The organism is Enterobacter cloacae complex sp. P40C2 (assembly GCF_014930695.1).
In the GTDB taxonomy this organism is placed as follows: domain Bacteria; phylum Pseudomonadota; class Gammaproteobacteria; order Enterobacterales; family Enterobacteriaceae; genus Enterobacter; species Enterobacter pasteurii.
In genome coordinates, this window is record NZ_JADBRP010000001.1 from 239,300 (window position 1) to 265,716 (window position 26,417).

Consider the following 26,417-nt stretch of genomic DNA (forward strand, 5'->3'; position numbering starts at 1 on the left):
CCGGCGCTCAGTAACCCTGTTCGAAATAGCTTTCGAGGATGATGACGGCAGAGGCCGAATCAACGCTGCCTTTGTTCAGCGCCCGGAAACCGCCGTGCTCGAACAGGCCAGCACGCGCTTCGACGGTGCTCAGGCGTTCGTCGTGCAGCTTTACGGAGACGCCGAAGCGGCCATGAATTTTGTTCGCGAACTTGCGCGCGCGGGCGGTGAGCGGCTGCTCGGTGCCGTCCATGTTCAGCGGTAGCCCAACAATTACGTCGTCCGGCTGCCACTCCTTGAGCAGGCGCTCAATGAGGTTCCAGTCCGGCGTGCCGTCGTTGGCCTTCAGCGCCGCGAGCGGGCGAGCCGTACCGGTGATGCGTTGACCAACGGCGACGCCAATGCTTTTGGTACCGAAGTCGAAGGCTAGAAGGGTGCCGCTCATTACGCGTGCCCCGCAACGCCAGGCATGGTCAGAATATCAATGCCAATCAGCTTTGCCGCGTCACGCCAGCGATCGGCGATAGGGGTTTTAAACAGGATGTTCATATCCGCAGGGGCCGTCAGCCAGGCGTTGTCCAGAATCTCTTGTTCCAGCTGGCCTTTTTCCCAGGAGGCGTAGCCGAGCGCGACCAGCACTTCAGAAGGCTGCTTTGCGGTACCCAGCGTTTCGAGCACGTCGCGGGAGGTGGTGACAACGGTGTTATCGGAGATACGAATGCTGGATGAGAAAACCGGCGGAGTGTGAAGGATAAAGCCACGATCTTCTGCAAGCGGGCCGCCCAGCATCACCGGTTTATCGAGACGGATTTCCGGCAGACGATCTTCAGCGGTGATTTTCAGCTTGTCCAGGATCCCCTCAACCTGCAGGTTTTCCAGCGGTTTATTGATGATAATCCCCATCGCGCCGTCTTCATTGTATTCACAAATATAAACAACGGCGCGGCGGAAAATCGGATCCTGGAGAGCAGGCATGGCAATAAGAAAGTGATGCTGTAAATTCATTGTCAGAGGTACTGTTTCCTGGTTTAAAAAGCGACAGCGCCCAGTATGGGGATAAACACAGGCGCTGTCACAGGTTATTTCTGTAAACGTTTTTCGATAGCGTCCATCAGCATTCCGGTGATCGAGATCGGGAATTCCGCTTCGATTTCACGAATGCAGGTCGGGCTGGTGACGTTCACTTCGGTCAGGCGATCGCCGATGATATCGAGGCCAACGAAGATCAGACCTTTGGCTTTCAGCGTAGGGCCGACGCGGCGGGCAATTTCCCAGTCGCTTTCGCTCAACGGACGCGGTTCGCCGCGACCGCCGGCCGCCAGGTTGCCGCGGGTTTCGCCGCCCTGCGGGATACGCGCCAGGCAGTAAGGCACCGGCTCGCCATCTACCACCAGCACGCGTTTGTCACCGTCTTTAATGGCCGGCAGATAGTTCTGCGCCATGCAGTAGCGGGTACCCAGCTCGGTCAGCGTTTCGGCAATGACGCCGATGTTCGGGTCGCCTTCCTTCACGCGGAAGATAGACGCGCCGCCCATGCCGTCCAGCGGCTTCATGATGATATCGCCGTGCTTCTGCCAGAACTCTTTCAGCTGCGCCTTGCTGCGGGTCACCAGCGTTTCCGGCGTCAGGTCAGAGAACCAGGCGGTGTAGAGCTTCTCGTTACAGTCGCGCAGGCTTTGCGGCTTGTTGACGATCAGCGTCCCTTTCTCCTCGGCGCGCTCAAGGATATAGGTGGAGTAAATGTATTCGGTGTCGAACGGCGGATCTTTACGCATCAGGATGACGTTGAGATCGGCAAGGGCAATATCCTGCTCGGTGCCAAACTCGTACCACTTGTCGTAGTTCTGCTCGACGTTAACGATGCGGGTGCGCGCGCGGGCTTCACCGTTGATCAGGTAAAGATCGTTCATCTCCATATAGTGGAGTTCATAGCCGCGACGCTGCGCTTCCAGCAGCATGGCGAAGCTGGAATCTTTCTTGATGTTAATGTTTGCGATGGGGTCCATCACGATGCCGAGCTTGATCATCTTCTTCTCCGTTAATGGGTCAACCCAGATCGCCAAACCGTACCTGTAGCGCGGTAATGGCTGTGAGTGCCGTTGTCTCAGTGCGCAGAACGCGAGGTCCCAACAGAATATCAGTAAACTGGTAACGCCCCGTCATGGCAATTTCGTCAGCCGACAGGCCGCCTTCCGGGCCAATCAGCAGGCGTACGCGCTCAACGGGCAGCGGCAGCGTGTTGATGCTGGCGCTGGCGCGCGGATGAAGATTAAGCTTAAGCCCGCTTTCCTCTTCTGCACACCAGTCCTCCAGATCCATCGCCGGGCGGATCTCCGGGATACGGTTGCGGCCGCTCTGCTCGCAGGCCGCAATGGCAATTTTCTGCCACTGCTGGATCTTCTTATTCAGACGTTCCGCATCCAGTTTAACGCCGCAGCGCTCAGAAAAAAGTGGCGTAATGAGGCTTACACCCAGTTCAATGGATTTCTGAATGGTGAACTCCATCTTTTCCCCGCGCGACATCACCTGACCCAGATGAATGTGAAGGGGGGATTCACGGTCGTCCACTTCGCCACGCAGCACCTTGACGTGCACGCTTTTTTTGTCGGCGCGCGTAATTTCAGCGTCGAAAACCTGATTTGAGCCGTCGAACAGCTGGAGCGCCTGGCCGGCACCCATGCGCAGCACGCGGCCTACGTGGTTTGCTGCGTCGTCAGACAGGGCGATTTCGCCGCCGGCGGTAATCAGTTCAGGATGGTAAATGCGGGGGATGCGCATAGTCAGAAATTCCATGTGTCATGCGATATAAGCGAATTGCCGTAGTGTAGGTTAGCTCTTTTGCGCCTGGCAAGCCCGCTGGACGTAAGGGTTATGATTCCCCTGGACTTTGGCGATACGTTCGTCGCGCTGGCATTCCCAGTCCGTCACCGGATACTGCTTATCCCATGCGTTGAACAGCTGCGTCTGCTGGCGGGAAAGGTTGAGATCGTAGCGATCGCGCATATAGAAATAGATACGGGCGATGCTGCCGCGCGCGCGGGCAGGGGGTTCAGCGACTTTCTCCTTGAAGTCCACCTTCATGGCGCACTGGCCGTACTGGCCTTCGCCACCGTTCCACTGGCTGTACATGAAGTTACCGCGATCGCCGTTTACCTCGCCCACGGCGGGCTGCAGGTTATGCATATCGCTTTCCATCTGGCGGTATACCGGATCTTTCGCGCAGTTTTTGCGTCCGCCATCCTGCCAGCACTGGCGCTGGTGGCCAAACTGCCAGGCCGGAACAACGTGTTCCCATTCGATTCGGCTGGCGCGGTTCTCGTTCTTGCGTACCTTATAGCCGCAGGACTCAAGGTCAACGACCCCTTTTTTCCCCTGCCAGTTAATTTTGCACCCGCAGTAGAAATCACCCGGCACGTCGGCGTTAATCTTTACGCCTGCAGTTTTTGCCTGAGAGAAACTGTGAATACCGTCGGCCAGAGCATGGCCGGAGAGCGCCGTCGCCAGAAACGCGACCGCGAGAGAAACATTACGGGACATCTTACACTCCGTGTCAAAACGAGCCCGCAACGTAACGAATGTTGTTCCCGTATGCAATCAGGCAGATCATGAAAGTTCCTGATTGTTCAATTGATTACTCTGCAACCAGCGGTTCGCCGCACTTCACGCAGCGGTAGGTGGCCTCGCCGCGCACCACCCGGTTGTGACGCCGGACGGTGAGCTGATGCTGCTGGCACCGGCAGCGGTAGGGAAACGTATTGCGGCGTACCGATTCCAGCTCGAACTGATGCGTGCGGCGCGCCGGAACGCCAAGCACCGCCTCCATCATCCACTTCCACTCTTTGCCGTGCGGTGCGACGCGGCCAAAGTGTTTCCACACCAGAAGATGGGCCAGCTCGTGCGGTACCACCTCCTCTATGAACGCCTGCTGGTTTTCCATCATCAGAACCGGGTTCAGGCGGATCTCATAGGATTCCAGCCAGGCGGTACCCGCCGCGGTTCCCCGCTGCTGATAGACCAGCTTAGGTTCAGGATAATTGCGGCCGAGCTTCAGGTTGGCCTGGGCGAGTTTTTCCCGCAGGCTGCGCATAACGGCTTGCTGAATGGCGATGGGGAGACGGGGAGCTTTCATAGGGGCAGAGCATAAAGCGGGAAGCGGGGAGGCGCAAGAGGCGCCTCCCCGCAGGAGGATCAGTCGTGTGCGCCGATTTCGCGCAGAGGACGACCTTTCATCAGGTTACGTTCGATGTGTTCCAGTGAAACGTGCTTGGTTTCAGGAACCAGCCAGACGGTAAGAACAATAAAGAACAGGTTCAGACCGGCGTAGACCCAGAAGGTGTTGGCGTTACCCAGGGTGTTGAGCATGGTCAGGAACGTTGCGCCGACGATCATGTTGGCAATCCAGTTGGTCGCGGTAGAGCAGGTGATACCAAAGTCACGCCCTTTCAGCGGCTGGATCTCAGAGCACAGCACCCAAATCAGCGGACCGGCACTCATCGCAAAACCAACGATAAACATCAGCAGCATCGCCACGGCGAAGTACTGCGCGGTTGGGGAGTGAATGCCCATGTGCATCATGGTGCCCAGCACGCCCATACCGATAGCCATCACCAGGAAGCCCAGCGTCAGGGTTGGCTTACGTCCCCAGCGGTCAACCAGGCCGATGGCAATGAAGGTCGCCAGCACGTTGGTCAGACCGACGATAACGGTGCCCCACATCTGCTCGGTGGTGTTGGTGTAACCCGCCAGCTCGAAGATTTTTGGCGCGTAATACATGATGACGTTCATCCCGGTGAACTGCTGCATTACCTGTAACAGCACGCCAAGGAACACCGCGCGGCGGAAGTTGCTGTTCTCTTTGAACAGCGCCCAGCCAGACTGTTTAATCTTCAGGCTTTCGCGGATCTCTTCCAGCTCGTTTTTCGCCTCTGCGCTGGTATCGCGCAGGCGTAAGAGCACCCGTTCCGCATCGTGGAAGCGGCGCTTGGCGGCAAACCAGCGCGGGCTGTCCGGCAGGAAGAAGACGCCAATCAGCAACAGGATGGCAGGAATGATGATCACACCCAGCATCCAGCGCCATGCGCCGCTGTAGCTGAACGCCGTATCGGAAAGATAAGCGCCCAGAATACCGATGGTAATCATCAGCTGGTACATGGAAATCATGCTGCCGCGAATTTTTTCCGGCGCGATTTCAGACAGGTAAAGCGGAGCGGTATAAGACGCGACGCCCACCGCCAGACCCAGCAGCACGCGGGAGAGGATCAGGACCTCAACGTTAGGCGCCGCAGCAGAGAACAGCGAGCCGGCAACGAACAGGATCGCGCCGATCATCAGGCTCTTTTTACGCCCGAGCTTAAAGGAGAGCCAGCCGCTGCCGACCGCGCCAACGGCGGCACCGAACATCATCGAGCTAACCACCCATTCCTGAGTGTGTGCGCTAATCTGGAACTCTTCGGTGATGAAAGGTAATGCACCGGCAATTACGCCAATATCCAGGCCAAAGAGTAATCCTGCCAGAGCGGCAAGGAAGCAGACGAAGAACGTCATTGCCTTATTGGACGTACGCCCCTGTTTATTATTGTCAGGCATTATGCCCTCCAGTTTGGTTATCAGTTTTATCAATGTTAAGGGTAGGTGAGCGACCCATAAAAATATGTGAGACAAATCACAATGGTGTAATCGGTTACACTAACCTGTAACCGTAAAAATAATTAAAGCTTTGAAAATATAGAGGTAAATTAATTGATGTGCATCGCGTTTGCATGAATTTCAGACTTAACTGAAAGGAAATGTAACAGCAGAAGAAAGGCGATTGTGCAAAGAGATTATTCTGAAAGCGGAGCGCGAAGCATGAGGTGTAATCGGTTCCATGCTATGCGGCTTTGCGCCGCCACATGACATAAAAAAGGCCAGCGCAAAGGCTGGCCTGTTTAACGCATTTAGCGATCGGTTACTTCAGACCGGCAGCCTCACGCAGCAGAGCGGCTTTGTCGGTTTTTTCCCACGGGAAATGTTCGCGACCAAAGTGACCGTACGCGGCGGTTTCCTGGTAGATTGGGTGCAGCAGATCCAGCATCTGAATCAGGCCGTATGGACGCAGGTCGAAGAACTCGCGCACCAGCAGGGTCAGCTGTTCAGAAGGCACTTTTTCCGTGCCGAAGGTTTCAACCATGATGGAGGTTGGCTCAGCCACGCCGATAGCGTAGGAAACCTGAATTTCACAGCGGTCAGCCAGGCCCGCAGCAACGATGTTTTTCGCAACATAACGTGCAGCGTACGCGGCAGAACGGTCAACCTTAGACGGATCTTTACCGGAGAAGGCACCGCCACCGTGACGCGCCATGCCGCCGTAGGTATCAACGATGATCTTACGACCGGTCAGGCCGCAGTCGCCCATTGGGCCGCCGATAACAAAGCGTCCGGTTGGGTTGATGAAGAATTTGGTCGCAGAGCTCAGCCATTCGGTCGGCAGAACCGGCTTGATGATCTCTTCCATCACCGCTTCCTGCAGGGATTTCTGGTCAATATCTTCGGCATGCTGAGTGGAGAGCACCACGGCATCGATACCGACGATTTTGCCGTCGTCATACTGGAAGGTCACCTGGCTTTTCGCATCCGGACGCAGCCACGGCAGGGTGCCGTTTTTACGTACTTCAGCCTGACGCTGCACCAGACGGTGTGCGTAGGTCACAGGTGCCGGCATCAGCACGTCGGTTTCGTTGGTTGCGTAGCCGAACATCAGGCCCTGGTCGCCCGCGCCCTGTTCCAGCGGATCGGCACGGTCAACGCCCTGGTTGATGTCCGGAGACTGTTTGCCAATCGCGCTCAGTACCGCGCAGGAGTTGGCATCAAAGCCCATATCAGAATGCACATAGCCGATCTCACGTACCGTGTTACGGGTGATCTCTTCGATATCAACCCATGCGCTGGTGGTGATCTCACCGCCAACCAGAACCATGCCGGTTTTGACATAGGTTTCACACGCTACGCGCGCTTTAGGATCCTGCGCGAGGATAGCATCCAGCACCGCATCGGAGATTTGGTCAGCAATTTTATCAGGATGTCCTTCTGATACAGACTCGGACGTAAACAGGTGTTTTGCCATGTTATATTTCACCTAAGAGGAATTTGGTTAGCTCAAGCTGCTGTGTGGAATAGCCAAAGGAGATAATTCTACCAAGGCCTGCAGGATTTTGACACTGGCAGTCTGAGTGTTAATCAGTATGGATGGATTAACATCTGGACGGCTATTTTAGGTCACTTCTTCGCCCGATTTCCAGTTTTTTTTGACAACGCTCTCACTGAGTTGAATTCATTACTGGAAATTTTTCCTGACGCTCCTGGCAACCCACGTATTTATCTTTTGCTTTTTACCCCTGTTCTCGGTATAAAACGCGGCGCGCGGCTCATACCAAAAAAGCGCTCGATGAACTCATCGTGTCGCCACTTCCAGCCGGGTTAAGCAGTGAACTTTTAGCTTTGGCTTGTGGTCCGTTTCAGAAGAGGCGGCCGTGGAGGTGATACGAGATAATGAACCATCGTTTTCCGCTCATTCAGCGCAGCCGTTCTGGCGCGCATGTGATTCCCACCCGCACTTCTGGTTTAAACACCTGCCGATGTTATACCCATCTCGGTGCTTCTCAGGATTCCAGAGCCGGTCACGCTTTGTGAAAACTGAACAAGGGCGCTCTTGTTAATACAGGAGTTTTCTCGTGGTTTCGCCGAACCTTGTCATACAGAGTTCGGATACGTGTTTTACAATGATATGAATAAGAAACCGGTCGCACGGTCTGGATTTCAGCATACTCTGCTGGGAAATGGAGCCGTTAATGGGTTGTTATCGCCGTATAACGCTGCGATAGTAGTCAACTGTTTTACACTTAATACAAAGAGTTGAGGTTCGCTATGTCTGACGACATGTCTTCGCTTTCGCCTTCGTCAGCAGGCGAACAGGGTGTACTACGTTCTATGCAGGAGGTTGCGATGAGCTCCCAGGAAGCCAGCAAGATGCTGCGCACTTACAATATTGCCTGGTGGGGCAATAACTACTACGACGTCAACGAGCTGGGCCACATCACCGTCTGCCCGGACCCGGACGTACCGGAAGCGCGCGTGGATCTCGCTAAGCTGGTGAAAGCCCGTGAAGCGCAGGGCCAGCGCCTGCCTGCACTGTTCTGCTTCCCGCAGATCCTGCAACACCGCCTGCGTTCCATCAACGCCGCGTTCAAACGCGCGCGCGAATCGTATGGCTATAACGGCGACTATTTCCTCGTTTACCCGATCAAGGTGAACCAGCACCGCCGCGTGATTGAATCCCTGATCCACTCCGGCGAACCGCTGGGCCTCGAAGCGGGTTCTAAAGCGGAGCTGATGGCGGTCCTGGCCCACGCGGGCATGACCCGGTCGGTGATCGTCTGTAACGGCTATAAAGACCGTGAATACATTCGTCTGGCGCTGATCGGCGAGAAGATGGGCCACAAGGTCTATCTGGTGATCGAAAAGATGACCGAAATCGCCATCGTGCTGGAAGAGGCCGAGCGCCTGAACGTGGTGCCGCGCCTTGGCGTGCGTGCGCGTCTGGCTTCCCAGGGCTCCGGTAAATGGCAGTCCTCCGGCGGCGAAAAATCCAAGTTCGGCCTTGCGGCGAACCAGGTGTTACAGCTGGTGGAAATCCTGCGCGAGCGCGGTCGTCTGGACAGCATTCAGCTGCTGCACTTCCACCTCGGCTCGCAGATGGCCAACATCCGCGATATCGCCACCGGCGTGCGTGAGTCAGCGCGTTTCTACGTTGAGCTGCACAAGCTCGGCGTGAATATTCAGTGCTTCGACGTGGGCGGCGGCCTGGGCGTGGACTATGAAGGTACCCGCTCGCAGTCTGACTGCTCCGTAAACTATGGACTGAACGAATACGCCAACAACATCATCTGGGCGATTGGCGATGCCTGTGAAGAGCACGGCCTGCCGCATCCAACGGTAATCACAGAATCCGGCCGCGCGGTCACCGCGCACCACACGGTGCTGGTCTCGAACATCATCGGCGTTGAGCGTAGCGAAATCACCGAAGCGACGCCTCCGCAGGACGATGCCCCGCGTTCCCTGCAAAGCATGTGGGAAACCTGGCAGGAGATGCACGAGCCGGGCACGCGCCGTTCACTGCGCGAGTGGCTGCACGACAGCCAGATGGATTTGCACGACATTCACGTCGGCTACTCTTCAGGCACCTTCAGCCTGCAGGAGCGCGCGTGGGCGGAGCAGCTCTATCTGAACATGTGCCATGAAGTGCAGAAACAGCTCGACCCGAGCAACCGCGCGCACCGTCCGATCATCGACGAACTGCAGGAGCGTATGGCGGATAAGATGTACGTCAACTTCTCCCTGTTCCAGTCGATGCCGGATGCCTGGGGTATCGACCAGCTGTTCCCGGTTCTGCCGCTGGAAGGGCTGAACCACGCGCCGGAACGCCGTGCCGTGCTGCTGGACATCACCTGTGATTCCGATGGCGCTATCGATCACTACGTGGATGGCGACGGTATCGCGACCACCATGCCGATGCCGGAATACGATCCTGAGAACCCGCCAATGCTGGGCTTCTTTATGGTCGGCGCGTATCAGGAGATCCTCGGCAACATGCACAACCTGTTCGGCGATACCGAAGCGGTTGACGTGTTTGTCTTCCCTGACGGCAGCGTGGAGGTTGAGCTGTCCGACGAAGGGGATACCGTGGCGGACATGCTCGAATACGTGCAGCTGGATCCGAAAAAACTGCTCACCCAGTTCCGCGACCAGGTGAAAAACACCGGTCTGGACGATGCGCTGCAGCAGCAGTTCCTGGAAGAGTTTGAAGCGGGTCTGTACGGGTATACCTACCTGGAAGACGAGTAAGGTTAATTTCCCTCTCCCGGTGGGAGAGGGTATTCATATTCCCTCTCCCCTCTGGGGAGAGGGTTAGGGTGAGGGGCAAAGGCCGCACAATGCCCTATACTCACTTGAACCCGTATGAATTAACGGCGATAATTCGCCCCACTATGCGATTTACAAATCAATCCCTTCCTCGTCGGGTTTAACGACGCGGAGGGGATTTTTTTTCATCTGTTTTTAATGCATCGACTTTAAAAGAGGTCAGGACATGAGCACTTTAGGTCATCAGTACGATAACTCTCTGGTATCTAACGCGTTTGGTTTTTTACGCCTTCCGATGAACTTCCAGCCGTACGACAGCGACGCTGACTGGGTGATCACCGGCGTACCGTTCGACATGGCAACGTCCGGCCGCGCGGGTGGACGCCACGGTCCGGCGGCTATCCGTCAGGTTTCCACTAACCTGGCCTGGGAGCACAACCGCTTCCCGTGGAACTTCGACATGCGCGAGCGCCTGAACGTGGTGGACTGCGGTGACCTGGTGTACGCCTTCGGCGACGCGCGTGAAATGAGCGAAAAGCTGCAGGCCCACGCCGAGAAGCTGCTGGCTGCCGGCAAGCGCATGCTCTCCTTCGGTGGCGACCACTTCGTCACGTTGCCGCTGCTGCGCGCCCACGCGAAGCACTTCGGCAAAATGGCGCTGGTGCACTTTGACGCGCATACCGACACCTACGCGAACGGCTGCGAGTTCGACCACGGCACCATGTTCTTCACCGCGCCGAAAGAAGGCCTGATCGATCCGAACCACTCCGTGCAGATCGGCATCCGCACCGAATTCGACAAAGACAACGGCTTCACCGTGCTGGACGCCTGCCAGGTGAACGATCGCGGCGTGGACGACATCATCGCGCAGGTGAAGCAGATCGTCGGTGATATGCCCGTTTATCTGACCTTTGACATCGACTGCCTGGATCCGGCCTTTGCGCCGGGCACCGGTACGCCGGTGATCGGCGGCCTGACCTCAGATCGCGCCATCAAGCTGGTGCGCGGCCTGAAGGATCTGAACATCGTCGGTATGGACGTGGTGGAAGTGGCTCCGGCCTATGACCAGTCCGAGATCACCGCGCTGGCCGCGGCGACCCTGGCGCTGGAAATGCTCTACATCCAGGCGGCGAAAAAAGGCGAATAAGCCTACGCGCTGAGTGCTGCTGCGCGACGCATGCGCAGCAGCAACATTCCCCCGGCCAGCAGGGTAATAACCTGCGACGCCACCAGCACCGAAAAGCCAGAACTGACCGACCCCACCGAGCTCATCACCATTCCCATCAGCAGCGGAATAAAGGCCGCGCAGATATTGCCGATCCCGTTAATGATGCCGTAGGCGCTGCCCACCGCGTCCCGCGCGGCGTGGTGCTGGATCGTCGCCGGAATGGCCGCGCCCTGAAGCCCCCAGAAGGCGTTAGCCGACAGCATAAACAGCGCCAGCCAGGCGGGCTGATGGCTGAGCATCAGCCCGACTACGGACAGCGCCGTCAGCGCCCCGCCCGCCACAAACAGCACCGGCGCCTGTTCCGGGCGCATTTTATCGAGCAGTACGCCGCCGAGGAACTTAGAGCCGAGGCTCAGCAGGAAAGGCACCGCTGCGAGCATGCCCGTGGCGTGCAGCGAAAAGCGGTGCTCGTCGCGCAGCCACGCGGGCAGCCAGGCGCTGCTTCCCCAGAGATAGCTCAGCGTGGCGATTTCAACCAGCAGGATCCAGCCCAGCAGCGGCGTTTGCCAGGCGAGCGTAAACGTCTCCAGCATTCCCCGTTTTTTCAGCTTCAGCGGGCTATGTGGCGCCGGAAGAAAACGCCAGATCAGGCCACCGCCGAGCGCCAGATTGATCGCCGCCAGCGCATAAAACGATCCGGCCCAGCCCAGATGCGTCATCAGCCAGGTAACCAGCGGAAAGCCGACGGCCAGCCCGAGCGAGACGCCCAGCGCGGTTACGGCGTTGGGCTTGCCTATCTCCTGCGCGGGAAAGTTGTCGCTGATAAAGCGCGTCTTCATTGAAAAGAGCGGTCCTTCGGCAATACCTAAGATGATGCGGGCGATAAGCATCCCCATCAGCGAGCCCAGCAGCGGAGAAATGGCGCAGACCAGGGCCCAAATCACAATGCTGCTTAATAATCCCTGCCGATAATGAAATTTGCTTTCTATAACTGGCGTTAATAATAAAGCCGAAAAGCCATAACCCAGCAGAAAGCAGGTCATCAGCATTCCCTGTAACATTCTGTTTTCATTTAGCTGAAAGTGTTCGGCAAATTCCGGGTTTAAAATCATTACCGAGATATTTACCCTGTCGATGTAGGAAATAATAATGAGAAATAACAGTGCAATTGTGCCTTGCCATCTTGCCGTCATGATGTCTGCCTTATGCGTGCTTACGTTTATATTTTTAACAGCGTGACTGTCACGGAGATAAAATGATTCACCAGTGAAACTCATTGTTTATTAACAATAAAATTAAATTCAGTTTCACAGGTGAAACCGTTATCGCTTCAGCCTTTTTATTTTTAAGGAGCAAAAAGAAAAGAAGTCAATATCTGTTTCTTTAAAATTACAGCTATCGATTAATCGTATCCTTTCACGCGGCAATAATGAAAATTTCATATCGCTGCATTTTTTCGTGATCCTTTGCACACTTAGTTAATTAATTCCCGTTTGATTAACAAATTCTTCACATTGGCGCTTGACGAAACATTCACCGCTTTTATATTGACCGTATTAAATAAGAAACAGAGTTTCATATATGAAACAAAAGCCTGGAGGATCGTGATGAGCTGGATAGGCGTATGTGACGCAGAACAAGTGCAGGAAGATTTCCCTTTTAGCGGCAACGTCGACGGTAAAGAGATCGGCGTTTATTTGATTGACGGTGAATATTACGCGCTGGAAGACGTATGCCCGCACGCTTATGCCCTGCTGAGCCAGGGCTTTGTGGAAGACGGCAAGGTGGAATGCCCGCTGCATGAAGCGGTGTTCGACGTGAAAACCGGCCAGTGCCTTCACGGCCCCGGCGGCCGCAACCTTAACCGCTATCCGGTTCGGGTCTTTGAAAACCAGATTCAGATTACCTTCGTCGAGGAGACCGTGGCATGAGCGACACCCTGAACTACAACCCCGCGCTGCCGGAAAGCCGTCAGTTTACCCCACCGGCAGAGGGCGGTAACGGTACCATTCATAAGCCGGGTGAGTACTCGAATCTGATCTGGCAGACCCGCAGCCGCGAGCCGGAAAGCTGGGAGATGAACCTGATTGCGACGCTGGAAGATCTCTTCGAGCAGGGCGTTGAAACCTTACCGGAGCTGGTCAACGGGCTGAACGCGGTGCGCATGCACGACCAGCAGGGCGAGCCGTGGAGCGACGCCAGCTTCCAGGCATTCTTACAGGTTAACGGCTACTGAGGGCAACGCGATGACGACTACCGTACAAAACTATCTCGATAAAGGCCTGCGCGGCCTCTGGTATCCGGTGCTGGCGAGCTGGGAAGTACAGTCTGCGCCGGTGGGCATTACCCGCCTGGGCGAGCAGATTGTGGTCTGGCGCAACAGGGACGGCCAGGTACAGGCGCTGGAGGACCGCTGTCCGCACCGCGGCGCGCGCCTGTCGATGGGCTGGAACCTCGGTGACCGCATCGCCTGCTGGTATCACGGCGTGGAGGTGGCGGGCAACGGCGAAGTGAAGGATGTGCCCGCCGTGGACAAATGTCCGCTGGTCGGCCAGCAGTGCGTGCGCAGCTACAACGTGCAGGAGGCGCACGGCGCCATCTTCCTGTGGTTCGGCGTCACCGCTGACCAGCAGCCGGACGAGCTGATCTTCCCGGATGAGCTTGCCGATACGGACAGCTTCAGCAACTTCCTCTGCACCGCCGCGTGGAAATGCAATTACCAGTACGCGCTGGAAAACGTGATGGACCCGATGCACGGCACCTATCTGCACTCCTCCTCGCACTCGATGGCGGAAGGGGATCGCAAGGCCGACATGGTGCTCCAGCCGACGAAAACCGGCTTTATTTTCGAGAAGAAAGGGCAGAGCGGCATCAACTTTGACTGGGTGGAGCTGGGCAACAGCGGCGCCTGCTGGATGCGGCTCTCCATTCCCTATAAGAAGCGTTTCGGACCGGGCGGTCACTTCTTTATTGTCGGCATGGTGGTGCCGGAAGATAACGACAACTGCCGCGTCTTCTTCTGGCGCATCCGCCGCGTGCAGGGCTGGCAGCGCGACATGTGGCGCTTCATGTACCGCAACCGCCTGGAAAAACTGCACTGGGAGGTGCTGGAGCAGGACCGCGTGGTGCTGGAAAGCCTGGCGCCAAACGCCCGCGACCATGAATACCTGTACCAGCACGACGTCGGCCTCTCTCGCCTGCGCCGCATGATGCAAAAGGCCGCTAAAGAGCAGCTGGCGATGCGCGAAGAACAGCAGGGAGCCGCCTGATGAACGGGCTGCTGAGCGGTAAGCGCATCGTCGTGACCGGCGCCGCGCGCGGGCTGGGCTATCACTTTGCCAGAGCCTGTGCGGAGCAGGGCGCCGCGGTGGTGATGTGCGACATCCTGGAAGGCGAACTTGCCGAAAGCGCCCACCGGCTGAGCGGGCAGGGTTATGCGATCGAATCGCACGTTATCGATCTGGCCGATCCGCGCTCCATTGAGCGGGTGTTCAGCACCGTTGGCGAGCATGGGCACATCGACGGCCTGGTGAACAACGCGGCGATGGCGACGGGCGTGGGCGGTAAAAACATGCTCGATTACGATCCTGACCTGTGGGACCGCGTGATGAGCGTGAACGTCAAAGGCACCTGGCTGGTGACGCGCGCCGCCGTGCCGCTGCTGCGCGAAGGGGCAGGCATTGTGAACGTGGCGTCCGATACCGCGCTTTGGGGCGCGCCGCGCCTGATGGCCTACGTCGCCAGCAAGGGCGCCGTGATTGCCATGACCCGCTCAATGGCGCGCGAGCTGGGTGAAAAGCGTATCCGAATCAACGCTATCGCGCCGGGGCTGACCCGCGTCGAGGCCACCGAATATGTGCCCGCTGAACGGCATCAGCTCTACGAAAACGGCCGGGCGCTAGCGGGCGCGCAGCAGCCGGAAGACGTGACCGGCAGCGTGGTCTGGCTGTTAAGCGATCTGTCGAGGTTCATCACCGGACAGCTGATCCCGGTCAACGGCGGTTTTGTCTTTAACTAAGGTAGGGCGATGATGGCAGACGATCGGGAAGTGAAGTATCTGGTGCCGGGACTGGAGCGCGGTTTACAGCTGCTGCTGGCCTTTGGCGAGCAGCATCGCGATTTGACCTTTGCCGAGCTGCACCGGCTGGTGGATATGCCGAAGGCCACCGCCTACCGCGTGGTGCAGACCCTGGAGTATATGGGCTTTCTGGAGCGCAACGCGCGCACCAATACCTTTTCGCTGGGCATGAACGTGCTGCGTCTGGGCTTTGAGTACATCGCCTCGCTGGACGTGGCGCAGGTGGGTCAGCCGGTGATCGAGCAGCTTCGGGACGTGAGCCAGTGCAGCAGCCATCTGGCGATCCGCGACGGGCGCGACATCATCTACATCGCCCGCGTCAGCGCCGCCGGGTCGCGCATCAACCAGGTCAGCATTGGCACCCGCCTGCCGGTGCACTGCACCTCGCTCGGCCGCATGCTGCTGACCGATCTTTCCCGCGCCGATTTCGAACAGCTGTTCCCGCACGAGCGCCTGCCGGGCAACGTGCCGGGGCAGCTTCACGACCGCGAAGCCCTGTGGCAGATGGTGCAGCAGGACAAAGCCCGCGGGTACGTGATTGGCGAATCCTTCTTCCGCCACGGCATCTCCTCCATCGTCTACCCGGTGTATGACCGGAGCCATCGCGTGACGGCGGTCGTCAGCATTCTGGTGCCGTCGGAGGAGATCCCGCAGGCCGACCGCGAGCGGCTGCAAAACGAGGTTCGCCTTGCGGCAGATAAAATTTCTGGCTTCTTAGGCTACCTGTCACAGGCCAGTTAAATCAGTGAGTTAACGCCAGGCGCTTCGCTGCGTCGGGCATGTTTTACGCCCAATTTGGGCCAGATGAGGCAACGAACGATGAGTGTAACCGGAATTGAAAAGCTGGAATTTGGCGTGGAAGACCTGACGCACTGCGCCAAATTTATGCGTGATTTTGGCCTGACGGGCGATGCCAGCGGCCAGCGTTTTACCACCCTGAGCGGCGCGCGCGTGGAGCTTAACCCGATCGACAGCCCCGACCTGCCTCCCGCGTTTGAGGCGGGTAACACCCTGCGCCGCATGACCTGGGCGGTTGCCGACCGGTCAGATCTGGACGCGCTGCGCCCGAAGCTTGCGCAGCAGCCCGGCTTTTGCGAAGTGGGCGACGCGCTGGAGTGCCTCGACCCGAACGGCATGACGCTGCGCGTCCAGGTCAGCCAGCAGACCGACGTGGAGCTGAACGTTGAGCCGATCAACCAGTGGGGCGACGCTCGCCGTATCGACACCCCCAGCCCGGTTTACGATCGCGCCCAGCCGATCAACGTGGGGCACGTGGTGTTCTTCGTGGAGGAGCTGGCGGCGGTGGAGAAATTTTACCGCGAGGTGCTCGGCTTCCAGGTCTCGGACCGCTACATCAACCGCGCCGTATTCCTGCGCTGCGGCGCGCGCGGCGGGCATCACAACCTCTTTTTGCTACAGCTTCCACACCGCAAGCGTGGCCTCAACCACGTGGCCTTCACCGTGCGCGACATCCACGAGGTGATCGGCGGCGGGATTGCGATGAACAAAAATGAATGGAGCACCTTCATCGGGCCGGGGCGCCATCCGGTGTCCTCTGCCTACTTCTGGTACGTCAACAGCCCGACCGGCGGGGCGTTTGAGTATTACACCAACGACGATTACCTGACGGAAAACTGGCAGCCGCGCGAGCTGGAGCATTCGCTGGTCTCCTTTACCGAATGGGCGGTGGAGGGCGGCATTGACCACGACACGCGCCGCCAGCAGAAAAAGCCGGAGGCGGTATGACGTCGCGCATTGTCATTATCGGCGGCGGCCAGGCGGGCGGCTGGGCGGCGAAAACCCTGCGCGACGAGGGCTTCGACGGCGAGATTTGCGTGGTGGCGGAAGAGGAATGGGATTTCTACGAGCGTCCGCCCCTGTCGAAAGCGACTCTGCTGGAGCCGGACGCGGCGCTCCCGCGGCTGTTTACCGACGAGGCGCAGCGGGCGCTGAACCTGACCTGGTACCGCCCTCTGCGCGCGGAGCAGATCGACCGCGAGGCGAAAACGGTGCGCTTGAGCAGCGGCGAGCACCTTAGTTACAACATCCTTTTAGTTGCCACCGGGGGGCGGGCGCGCCTGCCGGGCGAGGCGTGGGCTGCGCATCCGCAGGTCTATACCCTGCGCCACTGGCAGGACGCGCAGCGTCTGAAAAGCCGTCTGGCGGAGAGCCGCACCCTGGCTATCGTTGGCGGCGGCTGGATCGGTCTTGAGATTGCCGCTTCGGCGCGCAGGAGCGGCGTGGCGGTCACGCTGTTCGAGCAGCAGCCCGCCCTGTGCATGCGCTCGGTGAGCGGCGAGGTGTCGCAGCGCCTGGCGGCTATCCACCGCGAGCAGGGTGTGGATATCCGCACCGGCTGCGGCGCGCTGGAGCTGGAGGACGACAACGGCCTGCCGGTCATCCACTGCGACGGCAGGCGCGAAACCTTTGACGCGGCGGTGGTAGGCATCGGCGTCGATCTTAACCTGGAGCTGGCGCGCGACGCCGGGCTGAAAACCGGGCGCGGGATCGTGGTGGATGCGCAGGGGCGCACCTCGGATCCGCACATCTTTGCCGCCGGGGACGTGGCGCAGCATCACCGCTACGGCCTGTGCATCCAGTCCTGGGCCTTCGCCCAGAACCAGGCGGTGGCGACGGCGAAGGCGATGCTGAACCCCGATGCGCCAGGCTACGACGATGCGCCGTGGCTGTGGTCGGATCAATACCAGCACAATATCCAAATCCTCGGCATTCCGCAGCCGGGCGGGAAAACGCTGGTGCGCGAAGACGCGCTGTTCTTCTCGCTGGACGAAAACGGGCGGCTGACGCAGCTGGTGGCGTTTAACGACGCGCGCACCGTCAAGCTGGCGAAGCGCTGGATGGCGGCGGGGCGCGATCTGTCCGACGTGCCGCTCGCCGACCCGGCTTTTTCACTGATGTCACTGCGATAGCTAACCCGCACCCGTAGGGGGAGACATGACCACATTAGAGACCAACACCGCGCCCGCAGAGGCGAGCGGTGAGGGAGCCCGCACGCCTGAAAAAGCGGTGCGCTGGGCCATCCCGCTGTCGCTGCTGGCCTGCGTGCTGCTGGCGTTTTTCGACAAAATCAGCATCGCGGCGCTGTTTTCCGACGGCCATTTCCAGCAGGCGATGGGCATCGATTTTGACACCACGCGCCTCGGCATTCTGATGAGCGCCTTCCTGCTGAGCTACGGCTTTTCGTCGGTCTTCCTCAGCGGGCTGGGGGACAAAATCGCCCCGCTGCGCCTGCTTACCGGAATGATGGTGGTGTGGTGCGTGCTGATGGTGGCGATGGGCTTTACCCATAACTACACGCTGATGATCGTCCTGCGCATCCTGCTGGGCGTGGCGGAAGGGCCGCTGTTCCCGCTGGCCTTCGCCATCGTGCGCCACAACTTCCCGCAGCATCTGCAGGCGCGCGCCACCATGCTGTGGCTACTGGGCACGCCGGTTGGCGCGGCGATTGGCTTCCCGCTCTCCCTCTGGCTGCTGAACACCTTCGGCTGGCAGAGCACCTTCTTCGTGATGGCGATGCTTACCCTGCCGGTGCTGATCTTCGTGCGCGTTGGCCTGCGTGGGATCCGGCTGGAGGCAAAACCCGGCACGTCGCAGGCGTCCCGGGAGGAGCGGCGAGCGGCGCGGCGCGAGCTGTTCGTCAGCCCGCACTTCTGGATCATCTGCATCTTTAACATCGCCTTCCTGACCTACCTGTGGGGCATTAACGGCTGGCTGCCGGGCTATCTGATCAAGGGCAAGGGCATTCATCTGGAGCACGCGGGCTGGCTGTCGTCGATGCCGTTCATCGCCATGCTGGCGGGCGAAGTGATTGGCGCGTGGCTCTCTGACCGGGTCGATAAGCGCGCGGCGGCCTGCTTTATCTCGATGGCGGGGGCGGCGGTAGGACTGGCGGCGGTGATGCACCTCGACACCCCGCTTACCATCATCGCGGCGATGAGCTTCAGCACCTTTATGTGGGGCACCGGCGCACCCAACATTTTCGCCCTGCTGGCGAAGGCCACCCATCCGCGGGTGAGCGCCACGGCAGGGGGGATTTTCAACGGGCTGGGAAACTTTGCGGGCGCGCTGTCGCCGGCGGTGATGGGCGCGCTTATCGCCTTCACCCACAGCATGGATTCCGGGCTGATTTTTCTGGCGGTGATGGCGGCGGTGGGCTGCGTCCTGTTACTGCCGCTGCTGAGACGTTACTGAGGAGAGTGTCATGACTGATTCAACCGTAACCAACACTTCAGGCATCAAACCTGACCACCTGACGATGGAAGAGTGGGTCGAGTCGCGCATCGCGCGCTTCGAGGGCCGCAAATACGACTGGAACGCCCTGAAGTTCCAGGCCGATTTTGACCCGAAATACCGCCGGGCGCAGATGCGCTACATCGGCACCGGGGCAACGGGCGTGGCGAACGACACCAACACCGTGCAGGCGGACCATTTTACCTTCTCCACCATGGTGCTGCCGTCGAAGTGCGAAGGGCCGCTGCACCTGCACGACGACGTGGAAGAGGTGTTCTTCATGCTTAAGGGGCAGATCACGCTGATGATCCAGGACGGCGAGAACTACACCGAAACCGTGCTGCGCGAGCGCGATCTCATCTCCGTTCCGCCGGGGATCTATCGCGGGCTGTTCAACCATGGGGAAGAAGAGGCGCTGATGTGCGTCATGCTGGGGACCAACAGGCCGGAAATCCCGACCTATCCGGCCGATCACCCGCTTTCCAAAGTGAAGCGGAACTAAGGGGGCATGATGACGGGTTTTCGTGAACAGGGAAGCGGCGTTCCGCTGGTGCTGCTGCACGGGATCAGCTCTGGCGCGGCCTCCTGGCACAAGCAGATGGCGCTGAACGGCTTTCGCGTGCTGGCGTGGGACATGCCCGGTTATGGCGAAAGCCCGATGCTGGCGGTGGAGCGCGCGAACGCGGGGGATTACGCCGACGCGCTGGCATTGATGCTCGACCGCGCGGGCATCTGGCGGGCGGTGCTGGTGGGTCATTCGCTGGGGGCGCTGGTTGCCAGCGCCTTTGCCGCGAAATTCCCGGAGCGCGTTGTCCATCTGGTGCTGGCGGACGCCGCGCAGGGGTACGGCAATGCCGCGCCGGAGCAGCGCGAGCAGGTCTGGCGCAGCCGCGAGCAGCAGATGGCGCCTGGCGGCGACATCCTCGCCCAGACCCGCGCCGCGATGCTGCTGCGCCCCGGCGCGCGCGCGGAAGATATCGCCACCGTCGCGGCGGGCATGCGCACGCTTCGCGCCGAAGGCTACCTTGCCGCCGCGTGGATGCTGGCGCATGACGACATCCACGCCTGGCTGAAGGGCTATTCAGGCAGCTTTGAAGTGTGGTGCGGCGAGCAGGACGCGATCACGCAGCCCGAGCTGGTGCAGGGGCTGGCGCTGCGCTACGGCATGCCGTTTATCGCCATTCCGCAGGCCGGACACGCCAGCTATCTCGATAACGACGCGTTTTTTAACCAACAGCTTTTACGCATTAACGAAGAGGTGCGCGATGAATGCACAAATTGACGGGCGCGTGGCGGTCGTCACCGGCGGATCTTCCGGCATTGGCTTTGAAACGCTGCGCCTGCTGCTGGGCGAGGGGGCCAGAGTGGCCTTCTGCGGCCGCGACCCGGATCGCCTCGCCAGCGCCCACGCGACGCTGCAAAACGAATACCCCGACGGGGAGGTTTTCTCTTACCGCTGCGACGTGCTGAACGCCGACGAGGTGCAGGCCTTCGCGGATGCGGTTCAGGCGCGCTTTGGCGCGGCGGACATGCTGATCAACAACGCCGGGCAGGGCTACGTGGCGCACTTCCACGACACCCCGCGCGAGGCGTGGCTGCACGAGGCCGAACTCAAGCTGTTTGGCGTCATCAACCCGGTGCAGGCGTTTCAGCCGCTGCTGGAGCGGTCCGACATCGCCTCCATCACCTGCGTCAACTCCCTGCTGGCGCTGCAGCCGGAGGAGCACATGATTGCCACGTCAGCAGCCCGCGCCGCGCTGCTGAACATGACGCTGACGCTCTCGAAAGAGCTGGTGGGCAAGGGCATCCGCGTCAACTCCATTCTGCTCGGCATGGTGGAGTCGGGGCAGTGGCAGCGCCGCTTTGAAAGCCGGACGGACAAAAGCCAGAGCTGGCCGGAGTGGACGGCGGACATCGCGCGCAGGCGAGGCATTCCGATGGCGCGCCTCGGCAGGCCGCAGGAGCCCGCGCAGGCGCTGCTGTTCCTCGCCTCGCCGCTGGCCTCGTTTACCACCGGTGCCGCGCTGGACGTTTCCGGCGGCTTCTGTCGCCATCTGTAAGGACGCATCATGAAAAAGATCATGTTAATCGGGTTTGGCGCCATGGCGCAGGCGGTGATCGAGCGCCTGCCCGCGGGCGTGGCTATCGGCTGGATTGTGGCGCGCGAGGCCCATCACGCGGCCATTCGCGCGCGGTTCGGCGAGGCGGTAACGGCGCTGGCCTCGCCGATGGATTGCGCGCAAACCCCCGACCTGGTGCTGGAGTGCGCCAGCCAGCAGGCGGTGGCCCAGTACGGCGAAGAGATTCTGCGCCGCGGCTGGCATCTGGCGGTGATTTCCACCGGCGCGCTGGCGGACAGCGCGCTGGAGCAGCGCCTGCTCGCCGCGGGCGGCAGGCTGACCCTGCTCTCCGGCGCGGTAGCCGGCATCGACGGGCTGGCGGCGGCGAAGGAGGGCGGGCTGGAGCGCGTGACCTACCGGTCGCGCAAAAGCCCGGCCAGCTGGCGCGGCAGCTACGCCGAGCAGCTTATCGATCTCAATTCAGTATCAGCTGCGCAGGTCTTTTTTGAAGGCAGCGCCCGGGAGGCGGCGCGACTGTTCCCGGCCAACGCCAACGTGGCGGCCACCGTGGCGCTCGGCGGCGTGGGAATGGACGACACTCGCGTGCAGCTGATGGTCGATCCGGCAACGACGCGCAACACCCACACGCTGCACGTCGAAGGCGCGTTTGGCGAATTCCATCTGGAGCTGAGCGGCCTGCCGCTTGCCTCTAATCCCAAAACCTCCACCCTGGCGGCACTGAGCGCGGTCCGCGCCTGCCGCGAGCTGGCCCTGAGCTGAGGAGCGACGATGGACGATCTGAAGATTTTTATCGGCGGCCAGTGGCGACACGGCAGCGGCAGCCCGATGCAGAGTCACTTCCCGGCAGACGGGTCGATCAACGCCACGCTGAACGCGGCAAGCCTTGACGATCTGCATGACGCGATCGAGGCCGGCGAGCGGGCGTGGCGCGATCCCGCGTGGCGCCATAGCCTGCCGCATATACGGGCGAAGATCCTGCACAAGGTGGCGGCTCTCATTGAATCCCGCGTCGACGAGCTGGCGCAGATGCAGAGCCGCGATAACGGCAAGCCGCTGGCGGAGGCGCGCGGGCTGGTAATGAGCGCGGCGGGAACGGCGCGCTACTTTGCCGCCGCCTGCGAGCTGCTGGAAGGTGAACTCCCGACGCCGCGCCAGCCGGATTTGCTGACGCTGAGCCGCTATGAGCCGCTCGGCGTGGTGGCGGCCATCACGCCGTGGAACTCGCCGATTGCCAGCGAGATGCAGAAGGTCGCGCCGGCGATTGCCGCCGGCAACGCGGTGATCCTCAAGCCTGCCGAAGCCACGCCGCTGATGGCGCTGGAGCTGGCGCGTATTTTTGAACAGGCCGGGCTGCCCGCCGGGCTGCTGAGCGTGCTGCCGGGCAAAGGCTCGGTGATTGGCGACGCGCTGGCGCGCCACCCTCGCGTGCGGAAAATCTCCTTTACCGGCGGCACCGCCACGGGCCGTCACCTGGCGCACGTGGCGGCGGAAAAGCTGATCCCGGCATCGCTGGAGCTGGGCGGGAAATCGCCGACTATCGTGCTGGAGGATGCGGATATCGAGCAGGCCGCGCGCGGGATCTGCTACGGCATTTTCAGCTCGGCGGGGCAGGCGTGCATCGCCGGTTCGCGGCTGTTTATCCACGAAAGCCTTTACGCCCCGCTGATGGCGCGGCTGCTGGAATTAACCCGCGGGCTGCGCGTCGGGCATCCGTTTACCGACGGCGTCCACGTTGGGCCGCTCATCAACGACGGGCATCGCCAGAGCGTGCAGGCGTACGTCGAGCTGGCGAAGCGTGAAGGGGGGCGCGTGCTGTGCGGCGGGGAGATCCCGGCCGATCCCGCGCTCGCAGGCGGCAGCTTCTTCCTGCCAACGATTATCGAAGGGCTAAGCAACAGCGCCCGCGCGTGCCGGGAGGAGATCTTCGGCCCGGTGCTGGTGGCGATGCCGTTTCGCGATGAGGCGGCGCTCATCCGCGAGGCGAACGACTCGGTTTACGGCCTGGCGGCGGGGATCTGGACGCGCGATACCGGACGCGCGCTGCGCTTAAGCGAGCAGCTTGAGGCGGGCACGGTGTGGATCAACACCTACAAAGTGTTTGCGATTTCGACCCCGTTCGGGGGCTTTAAAGAGAGCGGCCTGGGCCGCGAGAAGGGCATTCAGGGGCTGAAGGCCTGGATGCAGCAAAAGAGCATTTATCTGGCGACGGGTAACAGCGTCAACCACTGGTGCGACTGAGAAAGGGTGAGCAATGAGCGAAATGATAACCGTCGGCGACGCCATCGCCAGAACGCTGGAGCAGTATCAGGTTGACGCCATCTACGGCGTCATCTCCATTCACAACCTGCCGATCGCCGATGCGGTCGGGCAGCGCGGCAAGATCCGCTTTGTGCCCGCGCGCGGCGAAGCGGGCTCCGTCACCATGGCCGACGCCCACGGGCGTTTTTCCGGCCTCGGCGTGGCGCTGACCAGCACCGGCGCGGGTGCGGGTAACGCGGTAGGCGCGCTGGTGGAGGCGATGAATGCCTGCACGCCGCTGCTGCATTTAACCGGTCAGGTAGAGAAAGCCTGGCTGGACGCCGACACCGGGTTTATTCACGAAACCCGCGATCAGCTGACCTTCCTGAAGGCGAGCTCAAAGCGGGCGTACCGCATCAGCAACGCCAGCCAGGCGATAGCCATTCTGCATAAGGCGATTCAGGAGGCGCAGACGCCGCCGTGCGGGCCGGTCTCGGTGGAAATTCCGATCGATATTCAGGGCGCGAAAATTCCGCTGTCGCTGGTGACCGCGCCGCTTAAACCGGCATCGGGGGCGAACGCTGATGCTGCCGTTGTCGATGCGCTGTGGGCGCAGCTGAAGCAGGCGAAACAGCCGCTGCTGTGGCTGGGTGGCGGAGCGCTGGGCAGCGCGGACGCGGTGAAAACGCTGGCGGATGCGGGCATCACCGTGATTTCCAGTACCCACGCGCGGGGCGTGCTGCCGGACAGCCATCGCGCCAGCCTGCGGGCGTTCCACAACTCGCCGTCGGTTGAGGCGCTTATTTCGCAGTGTGATTTTACGCTGGTCGCCGGTTCACGCCTGCGCAGCAACGAGACTCGTTCCTGGACGCTGGAGCTACCGTCTCCACGCGTGCAGATCGATATCGATCCGGCGGCGGCGAGCCGTAACTACCTGATGGATAACACGCTGGTAGCCGACTGTTCAGCGCTGCTTGGCGCGTTGGCCGACAAGGTTCAGGGCCGTGAGTGGGGCAACGCCCAGTGGGACGCGCAGGTGCAGCAGGCGGTCTCGCAGGCTGAACAGGGCCTGCGCGAGCAGTGCGGCGCCTATGCGAAGCTTAACGATGCCATAGAAAAAGCCCTGCCGAAAGACGGCCTGCTGGTGCGCGATATCACCGTTTCCGGCAGCCTGTGGGGCAGCCGCCTGTTCCGCGCGAACGGTCCGCTGATGAACATACACTCTCTGGCCGGGGCGATTGGCATGGGCCTGCCGATGGCGATCGGCACCGCGATTGCCAACCCGCAGCGTAAGGTGGTGGGGCTGGTGGGCGACGGCGGCCTGAGCCTCAATTTAGGCGAGCTGGCGACGCTGGCGCAGGAGAAGGCCAACGTGACGCTGCTCATCATGAATGACGGAGGCTACGGCGTTATGCGCGGTATTCAGGATAAGTATTTTGGCGGGCGTCAGTACTTTAACGAGCTGCATACGCCGGACTTTACCCTGCTGGCGCAGGCGATAGGCTTACAGGCCTGGAGCGTTGAGCGGGCGGAGGACTTTGACGCGGTGATGACGGAGGCGCTGGCCATGCCGGGGCCGTCGGTGGTGGAAGTGCGGATGGGGCAAATTGGCGCCCTGAAGTTTGCCGGGCCGCCGCAAAAAACGCTGTACTGATCCGGGAGGCCCGGTGGCGCGGCGCGCACCGGGCAGATGTGCCGTTATTTAATACCGTCTGCCGCCATGCGGTCGCGAATATGCTGCGCACGTTCAACGGAGGCCGGGTGATCGTCAAACATGGAGCTCTGACGGCCTTCTTCCAGCTTCGCCAGCTTTTCGAAGCTGGTGGCTAAACCCGATGGATTAATGCCGCGTTTGCGCAACAGATCGTAAGAGTAGTCATCCGCTTCCGACTCCTGACGCTGGGAGAACTGAGAGTTCACCAGTTTCTCGCCCACGTCGCCAAGCTGCGACTGGGACAGGCTGCCGACAATACCGCCCGCAGAGGCGGCCGCTGCACGAACGGCGTTGGTGCCCAGCGCAACCTGCATTCCCTTCTTCACGTGACCCAGGGCTACGTGACCCATTTCATGGCCGATCACCGCCTCAACTTCGTTGTCGGTCATCATGTCCATCAGGCCGCTGTACACGCGGATACAGCCGTTGGCCATTGCGAAAGCGTTCACGTCTTTCGCCATGTACACCTTGTAGTTCACCGGCTGGCCGTTAATGTTGTCGCCCAGTGCGGAAGCAATCTTATTCAGACGCTGCGTATAGGTGCTGTTAGCCGGGGCAAGCGTAGCTTTTCCGTCCATATCCTTACAGGCCTGATCGCTCAGCGCTTTGACCTGCGCATCGCTCAGGGAGTAGGCCTGAAAAGCTTCTGCGCCTGAGGTCATCAGGCCGTTAGAATCCATATTCTGACAGCCGCTTAGCAGGAGCGTTGTTCCCACAGCCAGCCCTATTGCACGCATTTTCATGATGTGGCTTCCGTACTTGTTAATCTGAATTAATTCCGAAAATTGCACCGCCAGCGAAGCCGGTGTCGGGCTAAGTATAAGGAATATCTACAGCGGCGGGCGAGCAGATTGCGCAACATGCGAGCATGATCCAGAGATTTCTTAAGCAGCAAAAGAATGCTCCATGTACATGCCCTGCGGCTTGGGTTACATTGTTGGCACTTTTTTCCGGCGTAGCCCAAAACGCGCTGTCGTCAAGGGCATGGCCTTTAACAGTCCGATCTGGAGT

At 60.2% G+C, this 26,417-nt stretch carries 27 protein-coding genes; 17 read left to right on the forward strand and 10 right to left on the reverse strand.

Going from position 1 to position 26,417, the window contains the following annotated elements:
* Nucleotides 1–7: 7 nt before the first annotated feature.
* The 8 genes from ruvX to metK form a co-directional block, all read right to left on the reverse strand.
* The gene (gene ruvX / locus IM304_RS01115; protein ID WP_114979901.1) at nt 8–424 is read right to left on the reverse strand and encodes a Holliday junction resolvase RuvX; all 417 of its coding nucleotides are present in this window, start codon (nt 422–424) and stop codon (nt 8–10) included.
* A complete protein-coding gene (locus IM304_RS01120; RefSeq protein WP_148418516.1) occupies nt 424–984 on the reverse strand; it encodes a YqgE/AlgH family protein in 561 nt (186 codons plus the stop codon). Before IM304_RS01120 ends, ruvX begins: the two co-directional genes overlap by 1 nt.
* A gap of 74 nt (nt 985–1,058) precedes the next feature.
* Nucleotides 1,059–2,006, reverse strand: a complete 948-nt coding sequence (gene gshB, locus IM304_RS01125; RefSeq protein ID WP_176609516.1) for a glutathione synthase — start codon at nt 2,004–2,006, stop codon at nt 1,059–1,061.
* A 19-nt stretch (nt 2,007–2,025) separates the two neighbouring features.
* The gene (gene rsmE, locus IM304_RS01130) at nt 2,026–2,757 is read right to left on the reverse strand and encodes a 16S rRNA (uracil(1498)-N(3))-methyltransferase (protein ID WP_193354951.1); all 732 of its coding nucleotides are present in this window, start codon (nt 2,755–2,757) and stop codon (nt 2,026–2,028) included.
* Nucleotides 2,758–2,808: 51 nt separating this feature from the next.
* A complete protein-coding gene (gene endA / locus IM304_RS01135; RefSeq protein ID WP_193354950.1) occupies nt 2,809–3,516 on the reverse strand; it encodes a deoxyribonuclease I in 708 nt (235 codons plus the stop codon).
* Nucleotides 3,517–3,610: 94 nt separating this feature from the next.
* Complete coding sequence (locus IM304_RS01140; protein WP_061097110.1) at nt 3,611–4,108, reverse strand: SprT family zinc-dependent metalloprotease; 498 nt, start codon at nt 4,106–4,108, stop codon at nt 3,611–3,613.
* A 59-nt stretch (nt 4,109–4,167) separates the two neighbouring features.
* Nucleotides 4,168–5,565: a galactose/proton symporter gene (gene galP / locus IM304_RS01145; RefSeq protein ID WP_148418520.1), complete on the reverse strand. Its 1,398-nt coding sequence runs from the start codon at nt 5,563–5,565 to the stop codon at nt 4,168–4,170.
* A 361-nt stretch (nt 5,566–5,926) separates the two neighbouring features.
* Entirely contained in the window at nt 5,927–7,081 is a 1,155-nt protein-coding gene (gene metK / locus IM304_RS01150) for a methionine adenosyltransferase (RefSeq protein ID WP_061097111.1), read from the reverse strand.
* A gap of 660 nt (nt 7,082–7,741) precedes the next feature.
* Between metK and yqgB the strand changes: the two genes are divergently transcribed.
* The 3 genes from yqgB (at nt 7,742) to speB (ending at nt 11,023) form a co-directional block, all read left to right on the forward strand.
* The gene (gene yqgB, locus IM304_RS01160; protein ID WP_057979949.1) at nt 7,742–7,873 is read left to right on the forward strand and encodes an acid stress response protein YqgB; all 132 of its coding nucleotides are present in this window, start codon (nt 7,742–7,744) and stop codon (nt 7,871–7,873) included.
* A gap of 8 nt (nt 7,874–7,881) precedes the next feature.
* A complete protein-coding gene (gene speA / locus IM304_RS01165; protein ID WP_148418521.1) occupies nt 7,882–9,858 on the forward strand; it encodes a biosynthetic arginine decarboxylase in 1,977 nt (658 codons plus the stop codon).
* A 244-nt stretch (nt 9,859–10,102) separates the two neighbouring features.
* Nucleotides 10,103–11,023, forward strand: a complete 921-nt coding sequence (speB, locus tag IM304_RS01170; RefSeq protein WP_058608614.1) for an agmatinase — start codon at nt 10,103–10,105, stop codon at nt 11,021–11,023.
* Nucleotides 11,024–11,025: 2 nt separating this feature from the next.
* On the opposite strand, the gene IM304_RS01175 is transcribed toward speB, so the two are convergent.
* Nucleotides 11,026–12,237: an MFS transporter gene (locus IM304_RS01175; protein WP_193354949.1), complete on the reverse strand. Its 1,212-nt coding sequence runs from the start codon at nt 12,235–12,237 to the stop codon at nt 11,026–11,028.
* Nucleotides 12,238–12,651: 414 nt separating this feature from the next.
* On the opposite strand from IM304_RS01175, the gene IM304_RS01180 reads away from it, so the two are divergent.
* The 14 genes from IM304_RS01180 (at nt 12,652) to IM304_RS01245 (ending at nt 25,346) form a co-directional block, all read left to right on the forward strand.
* On the forward strand, nt 12,652–12,975 hold the full coding sequence (locus IM304_RS01180) for a non-heme iron oxygenase ferredoxin subunit (protein WP_003860044.1): 324 nt from the start codon (nt 12,652–12,654) through the stop codon (nt 12,973–12,975).
* A complete protein-coding gene (locus IM304_RS01185) occupies nt 12,972–13,280 on the forward strand; it encodes a recombinase-like helix-turn-helix domain-containing protein (protein WP_193354948.1) in 309 nt (102 codons plus the stop codon). Before IM304_RS01180 ends, IM304_RS01185 begins: the two co-directional genes overlap by 4 nt.
* Nucleotides 13,281–13,290: 10 nt before the next feature.
* Nucleotides 13,291–14,313, forward strand: a complete 1,023-nt coding sequence (locus tag IM304_RS01190) for an aromatic ring-hydroxylating dioxygenase subunit alpha (RefSeq protein WP_193354947.1) — start codon at nt 13,291–13,293, stop codon at nt 14,311–14,313.
* A complete protein-coding gene (locus IM304_RS01195) occupies nt 14,313–15,062 on the forward strand; it encodes an SDR family oxidoreductase (RefSeq protein ID WP_148418525.1) in 750 nt (249 codons plus the stop codon). Before IM304_RS01190 ends, IM304_RS01195 begins: the two co-directional genes overlap by 1 nt.
* A 12-nt stretch (nt 15,063–15,074) precedes the next feature.
* A complete protein-coding gene (locus tag IM304_RS01200; RefSeq protein WP_176609522.1) occupies nt 15,075–15,863 on the forward strand; it encodes an IclR family transcriptional regulator in 789 nt (262 codons plus the stop codon).
* 78 nt (nt 15,864–15,941) lie between these two features.
* Complete coding sequence (locus IM304_RS01205; protein ID WP_193354946.1) at nt 15,942–16,868, forward strand: VOC family protein; 927 nt, start codon at nt 15,942–15,944, stop codon at nt 16,866–16,868.
* Entirely contained in the window at nt 16,865–18,052 is a 1,188-nt protein-coding gene (locus tag IM304_RS01210) for an NAD(P)/FAD-dependent oxidoreductase (protein ID WP_193354945.1), read from the forward strand. The genes IM304_RS01205 and IM304_RS01210 overlap by 4 nt, the downstream gene beginning before the upstream one ends.
* A gap of 25 nt (nt 18,053–18,077) precedes the next feature.
* Nucleotides 18,078–19,334 carry an MFS transporter gene (locus IM304_RS01215; RefSeq protein ID WP_193354944.1) on the forward strand — a complete coding sequence of 419 codons (1,257 nt, stop codon included), beginning with the start codon at nt 18,078–18,080 and terminating at the stop codon, nt 19,332–19,334.
* Between the two features lie 10 nt (nt 19,335–19,344).
* Nucleotides 19,345–19,875 carry a cupin domain-containing protein gene (locus IM304_RS01220; protein ID WP_148418529.1) on the forward strand — a complete coding sequence of 177 codons (531 nt, stop codon included), beginning with the start codon at nt 19,345–19,347 and terminating at the stop codon, nt 19,873–19,875.
* A gap of 9 nt (nt 19,876–19,884) precedes the next feature.
* On the forward strand, nt 19,885–20,655 hold the full coding sequence (locus IM304_RS01225) for an alpha/beta fold hydrolase (RefSeq protein WP_193354943.1): 771 nt from the start codon (nt 19,885–19,887) through the stop codon (nt 20,653–20,655).
* Nucleotides 20,639–21,433 (forward strand): SDR family oxidoreductase, encoded by a 795-nt coding sequence (locus IM304_RS01230; protein ID WP_193354942.1) that lies wholly within the window; start codon nt 20,639–20,641, stop codon nt 21,431–21,433. Before IM304_RS01225 ends, IM304_RS01230 begins: the two co-directional genes overlap by 17 nt.
* Nucleotides 21,434–21,442: 9 nt before the next feature.
* Nucleotides 21,443–22,213 carry an aspartate dehydrogenase gene (locus tag IM304_RS01235; RefSeq protein ID WP_176609526.1) on the forward strand — a complete coding sequence of 257 codons (771 nt, stop codon included), beginning with the start codon at nt 21,443–21,445 and terminating at the stop codon, nt 22,211–22,213.
* A 9-nt stretch (nt 22,214–22,222) separates the two neighbouring features.
* On the forward strand, nt 22,223–23,692 hold the full coding sequence (locus IM304_RS01240; RefSeq protein ID WP_193354941.1) for an aldehyde dehydrogenase: 1,470 nt from the start codon (nt 22,223–22,225) through the stop codon (nt 23,690–23,692).
* Between the two features lie 13 nt (nt 23,693–23,705).
* Complete coding sequence (locus tag IM304_RS01245) at nt 23,706–25,346, forward strand: thiamine pyrophosphate-binding protein (protein WP_193354940.1); 1,641 nt, start codon at nt 23,706–23,708, stop codon at nt 25,344–25,346.
* Nucleotides 25,347–25,390: 44 nt separating this feature from the next.
* Here the strand turns inward: IM304_RS01245 and IM304_RS01250 are convergent, their stop codons facing one another.
* The gene (locus tag IM304_RS01250) at nt 25,391–26,149 is read right to left on the reverse strand and encodes a M48 family metallopeptidase (RefSeq protein ID WP_047355194.1); all 759 of its coding nucleotides are present in this window, start codon (nt 26,147–26,149) and stop codon (nt 25,391–25,393) included.
* Nucleotides 26,150–26,417: the final 268 nt, after the last annotated feature.

Bases quoted from the DNA above. Each gene is read 5' to 3' on its own strand.
- IM304_RS01195 (WP_148418525.1), top strand. From the start codon at position 14,313: ATGAACGGGCTGCTGAGCGGTAAGCGCATCGTCGTGACCGGCGCCGCG.
- galP (WP_148418520.1), bottom strand. From the start codon at position 5,565: ATGCCTGACAATAATAAACAGGGGCGTACGTCCAATAAGGCAATGACG.
- IM304_RS01230 (WP_193354942.1), top strand. From the start codon at position 20,639: ATGAATGCACAAATTGACGGGCGCGTGGCGGTCGTCACCGGCGGATCT.
- IM304_RS01210 (WP_193354945.1), top strand. From the start codon at position 16,865: ATGACGTCGCGCATTGTCATTATCGGCGGCGGCCAGGCGGGCGGCTGG.
- IM304_RS01175 (WP_193354949.1), bottom strand. From the start codon at position 12,237: ATGACGGCAAGATGGCAAGGCACAATTGCACTGTTATTTCTCATTATT.
- IM304_RS01220 (WP_148418529.1), top strand. From the start codon at position 19,345: ATGACTGATTCAACCGTAACCAACACTTCAGGCATCAAACCTGACCAC.
- IM304_RS01180 (WP_003860044.1), top strand. From the start codon at position 12,652: ATGAGCTGGATAGGCGTATGTGACGCAGAACAAGTGCAGGAAGATTTC.
- IM304_RS01250 (WP_047355194.1), bottom strand. From the start codon at position 26,149: ATGAAAATGCGTGCAATAGGGCTGGCTGTGGGAACAACGCTCCTGCTA.
- speB (WP_058608614.1), top strand. From the start codon at position 10,103: ATGAGCACTTTAGGTCATCAGTACGATAACTCTCTGGTATCTAACGCG.
- ruvX (WP_114979901.1), bottom strand. From the start codon at position 424: ATGAGCGGCACCCTTCTAGCCTTCGACTTCGGTACCAAAAGCATTGGC.
- rsmE (WP_193354951.1), bottom strand. From the start codon at position 2,757: ATGCGCATCCCCCGCATTTACCATCCTGAACTGATTACCGCCGGCGGC.
- IM304_RS01225 (WP_193354943.1), top strand. From the start codon at position 19,885: ATGACGGGTTTTCGTGAACAGGGAAGCGGCGTTCCGCTGGTGCTGCTG.
- IM304_RS01185 (WP_193354948.1), top strand. From the start codon at position 12,972: ATGAGCGACACCCTGAACTACAACCCCGCGCTGCCGGAAAGCCGTCAG.
- yqgB (WP_057979949.1), top strand. From the start codon at position 7,742: ATGAATAAGAAACCGGTCGCACGGTCTGGATTTCAGCATACTCTGCTG.
- IM304_RS01245 (WP_193354940.1), top strand. From the start codon at position 23,706: ATGAGCGAAATGATAACCGTCGGCGACGCCATCGCCAGAACGCTGGAG.
- gshB (WP_176609516.1), bottom strand. From the start codon at position 2,006: ATGATCAAGCTCGGCATCGTGATGGACCCCATCGCAAACATTAACATC.
- IM304_RS01140 (WP_061097110.1), bottom strand. From the start codon at position 4,108: ATGAAAGCTCCCCGTCTCCCCATCGCCATTCAGCAAGCCGTTATGCGC.
- IM304_RS01200 (WP_176609522.1), top strand. From the start codon at position 15,075: ATGGCAGACGATCGGGAAGTGAAGTATCTGGTGCCGGGACTGGAGCGC.
- IM304_RS01120 (WP_148418516.1), bottom strand. From the start codon at position 984: ATGAATTTACAGCATCACTTTCTTATTGCCATGCCTGCTCTCCAGGAT.
- IM304_RS01190 (WP_193354947.1), top strand. From the start codon at position 13,291: ATGACGACTACCGTACAAAACTATCTCGATAAAGGCCTGCGCGGCCTC.
- IM304_RS01240 (WP_193354941.1), top strand. From the start codon at position 22,223: ATGGACGATCTGAAGATTTTTATCGGCGGCCAGTGGCGACACGGCAGC.
- IM304_RS01215 (WP_193354944.1), top strand. From the start codon at position 18,078: ATGACCACATTAGAGACCAACACCGCGCCCGCAGAGGCGAGCGGTGAG.
- speA (WP_148418521.1), top strand. From the start codon at position 7,882: ATGTCTGACGACATGTCTTCGCTTTCGCCTTCGTCAGCAGGCGAACAG.
- IM304_RS01205 (WP_193354946.1), top strand. From the start codon at position 15,942: ATGAGTGTAACCGGAATTGAAAAGCTGGAATTTGGCGTGGAAGACCTG.
- metK (WP_061097111.1), bottom strand. From the start codon at position 7,081: ATGGCAAAACACCTGTTTACGTCCGAGTCTGTATCAGAAGGACATCCT.
- IM304_RS01235 (WP_176609526.1), top strand. From the start codon at position 21,443: ATGAAAAAGATCATGTTAATCGGGTTTGGCGCCATGGCGCAGGCGGTG.
- endA (WP_193354950.1), bottom strand. From the start codon at position 3,516: ATGTCCCGTAATGTTTCTCTCGCGGTCGCGTTTCTGGCGACGGCGCTC.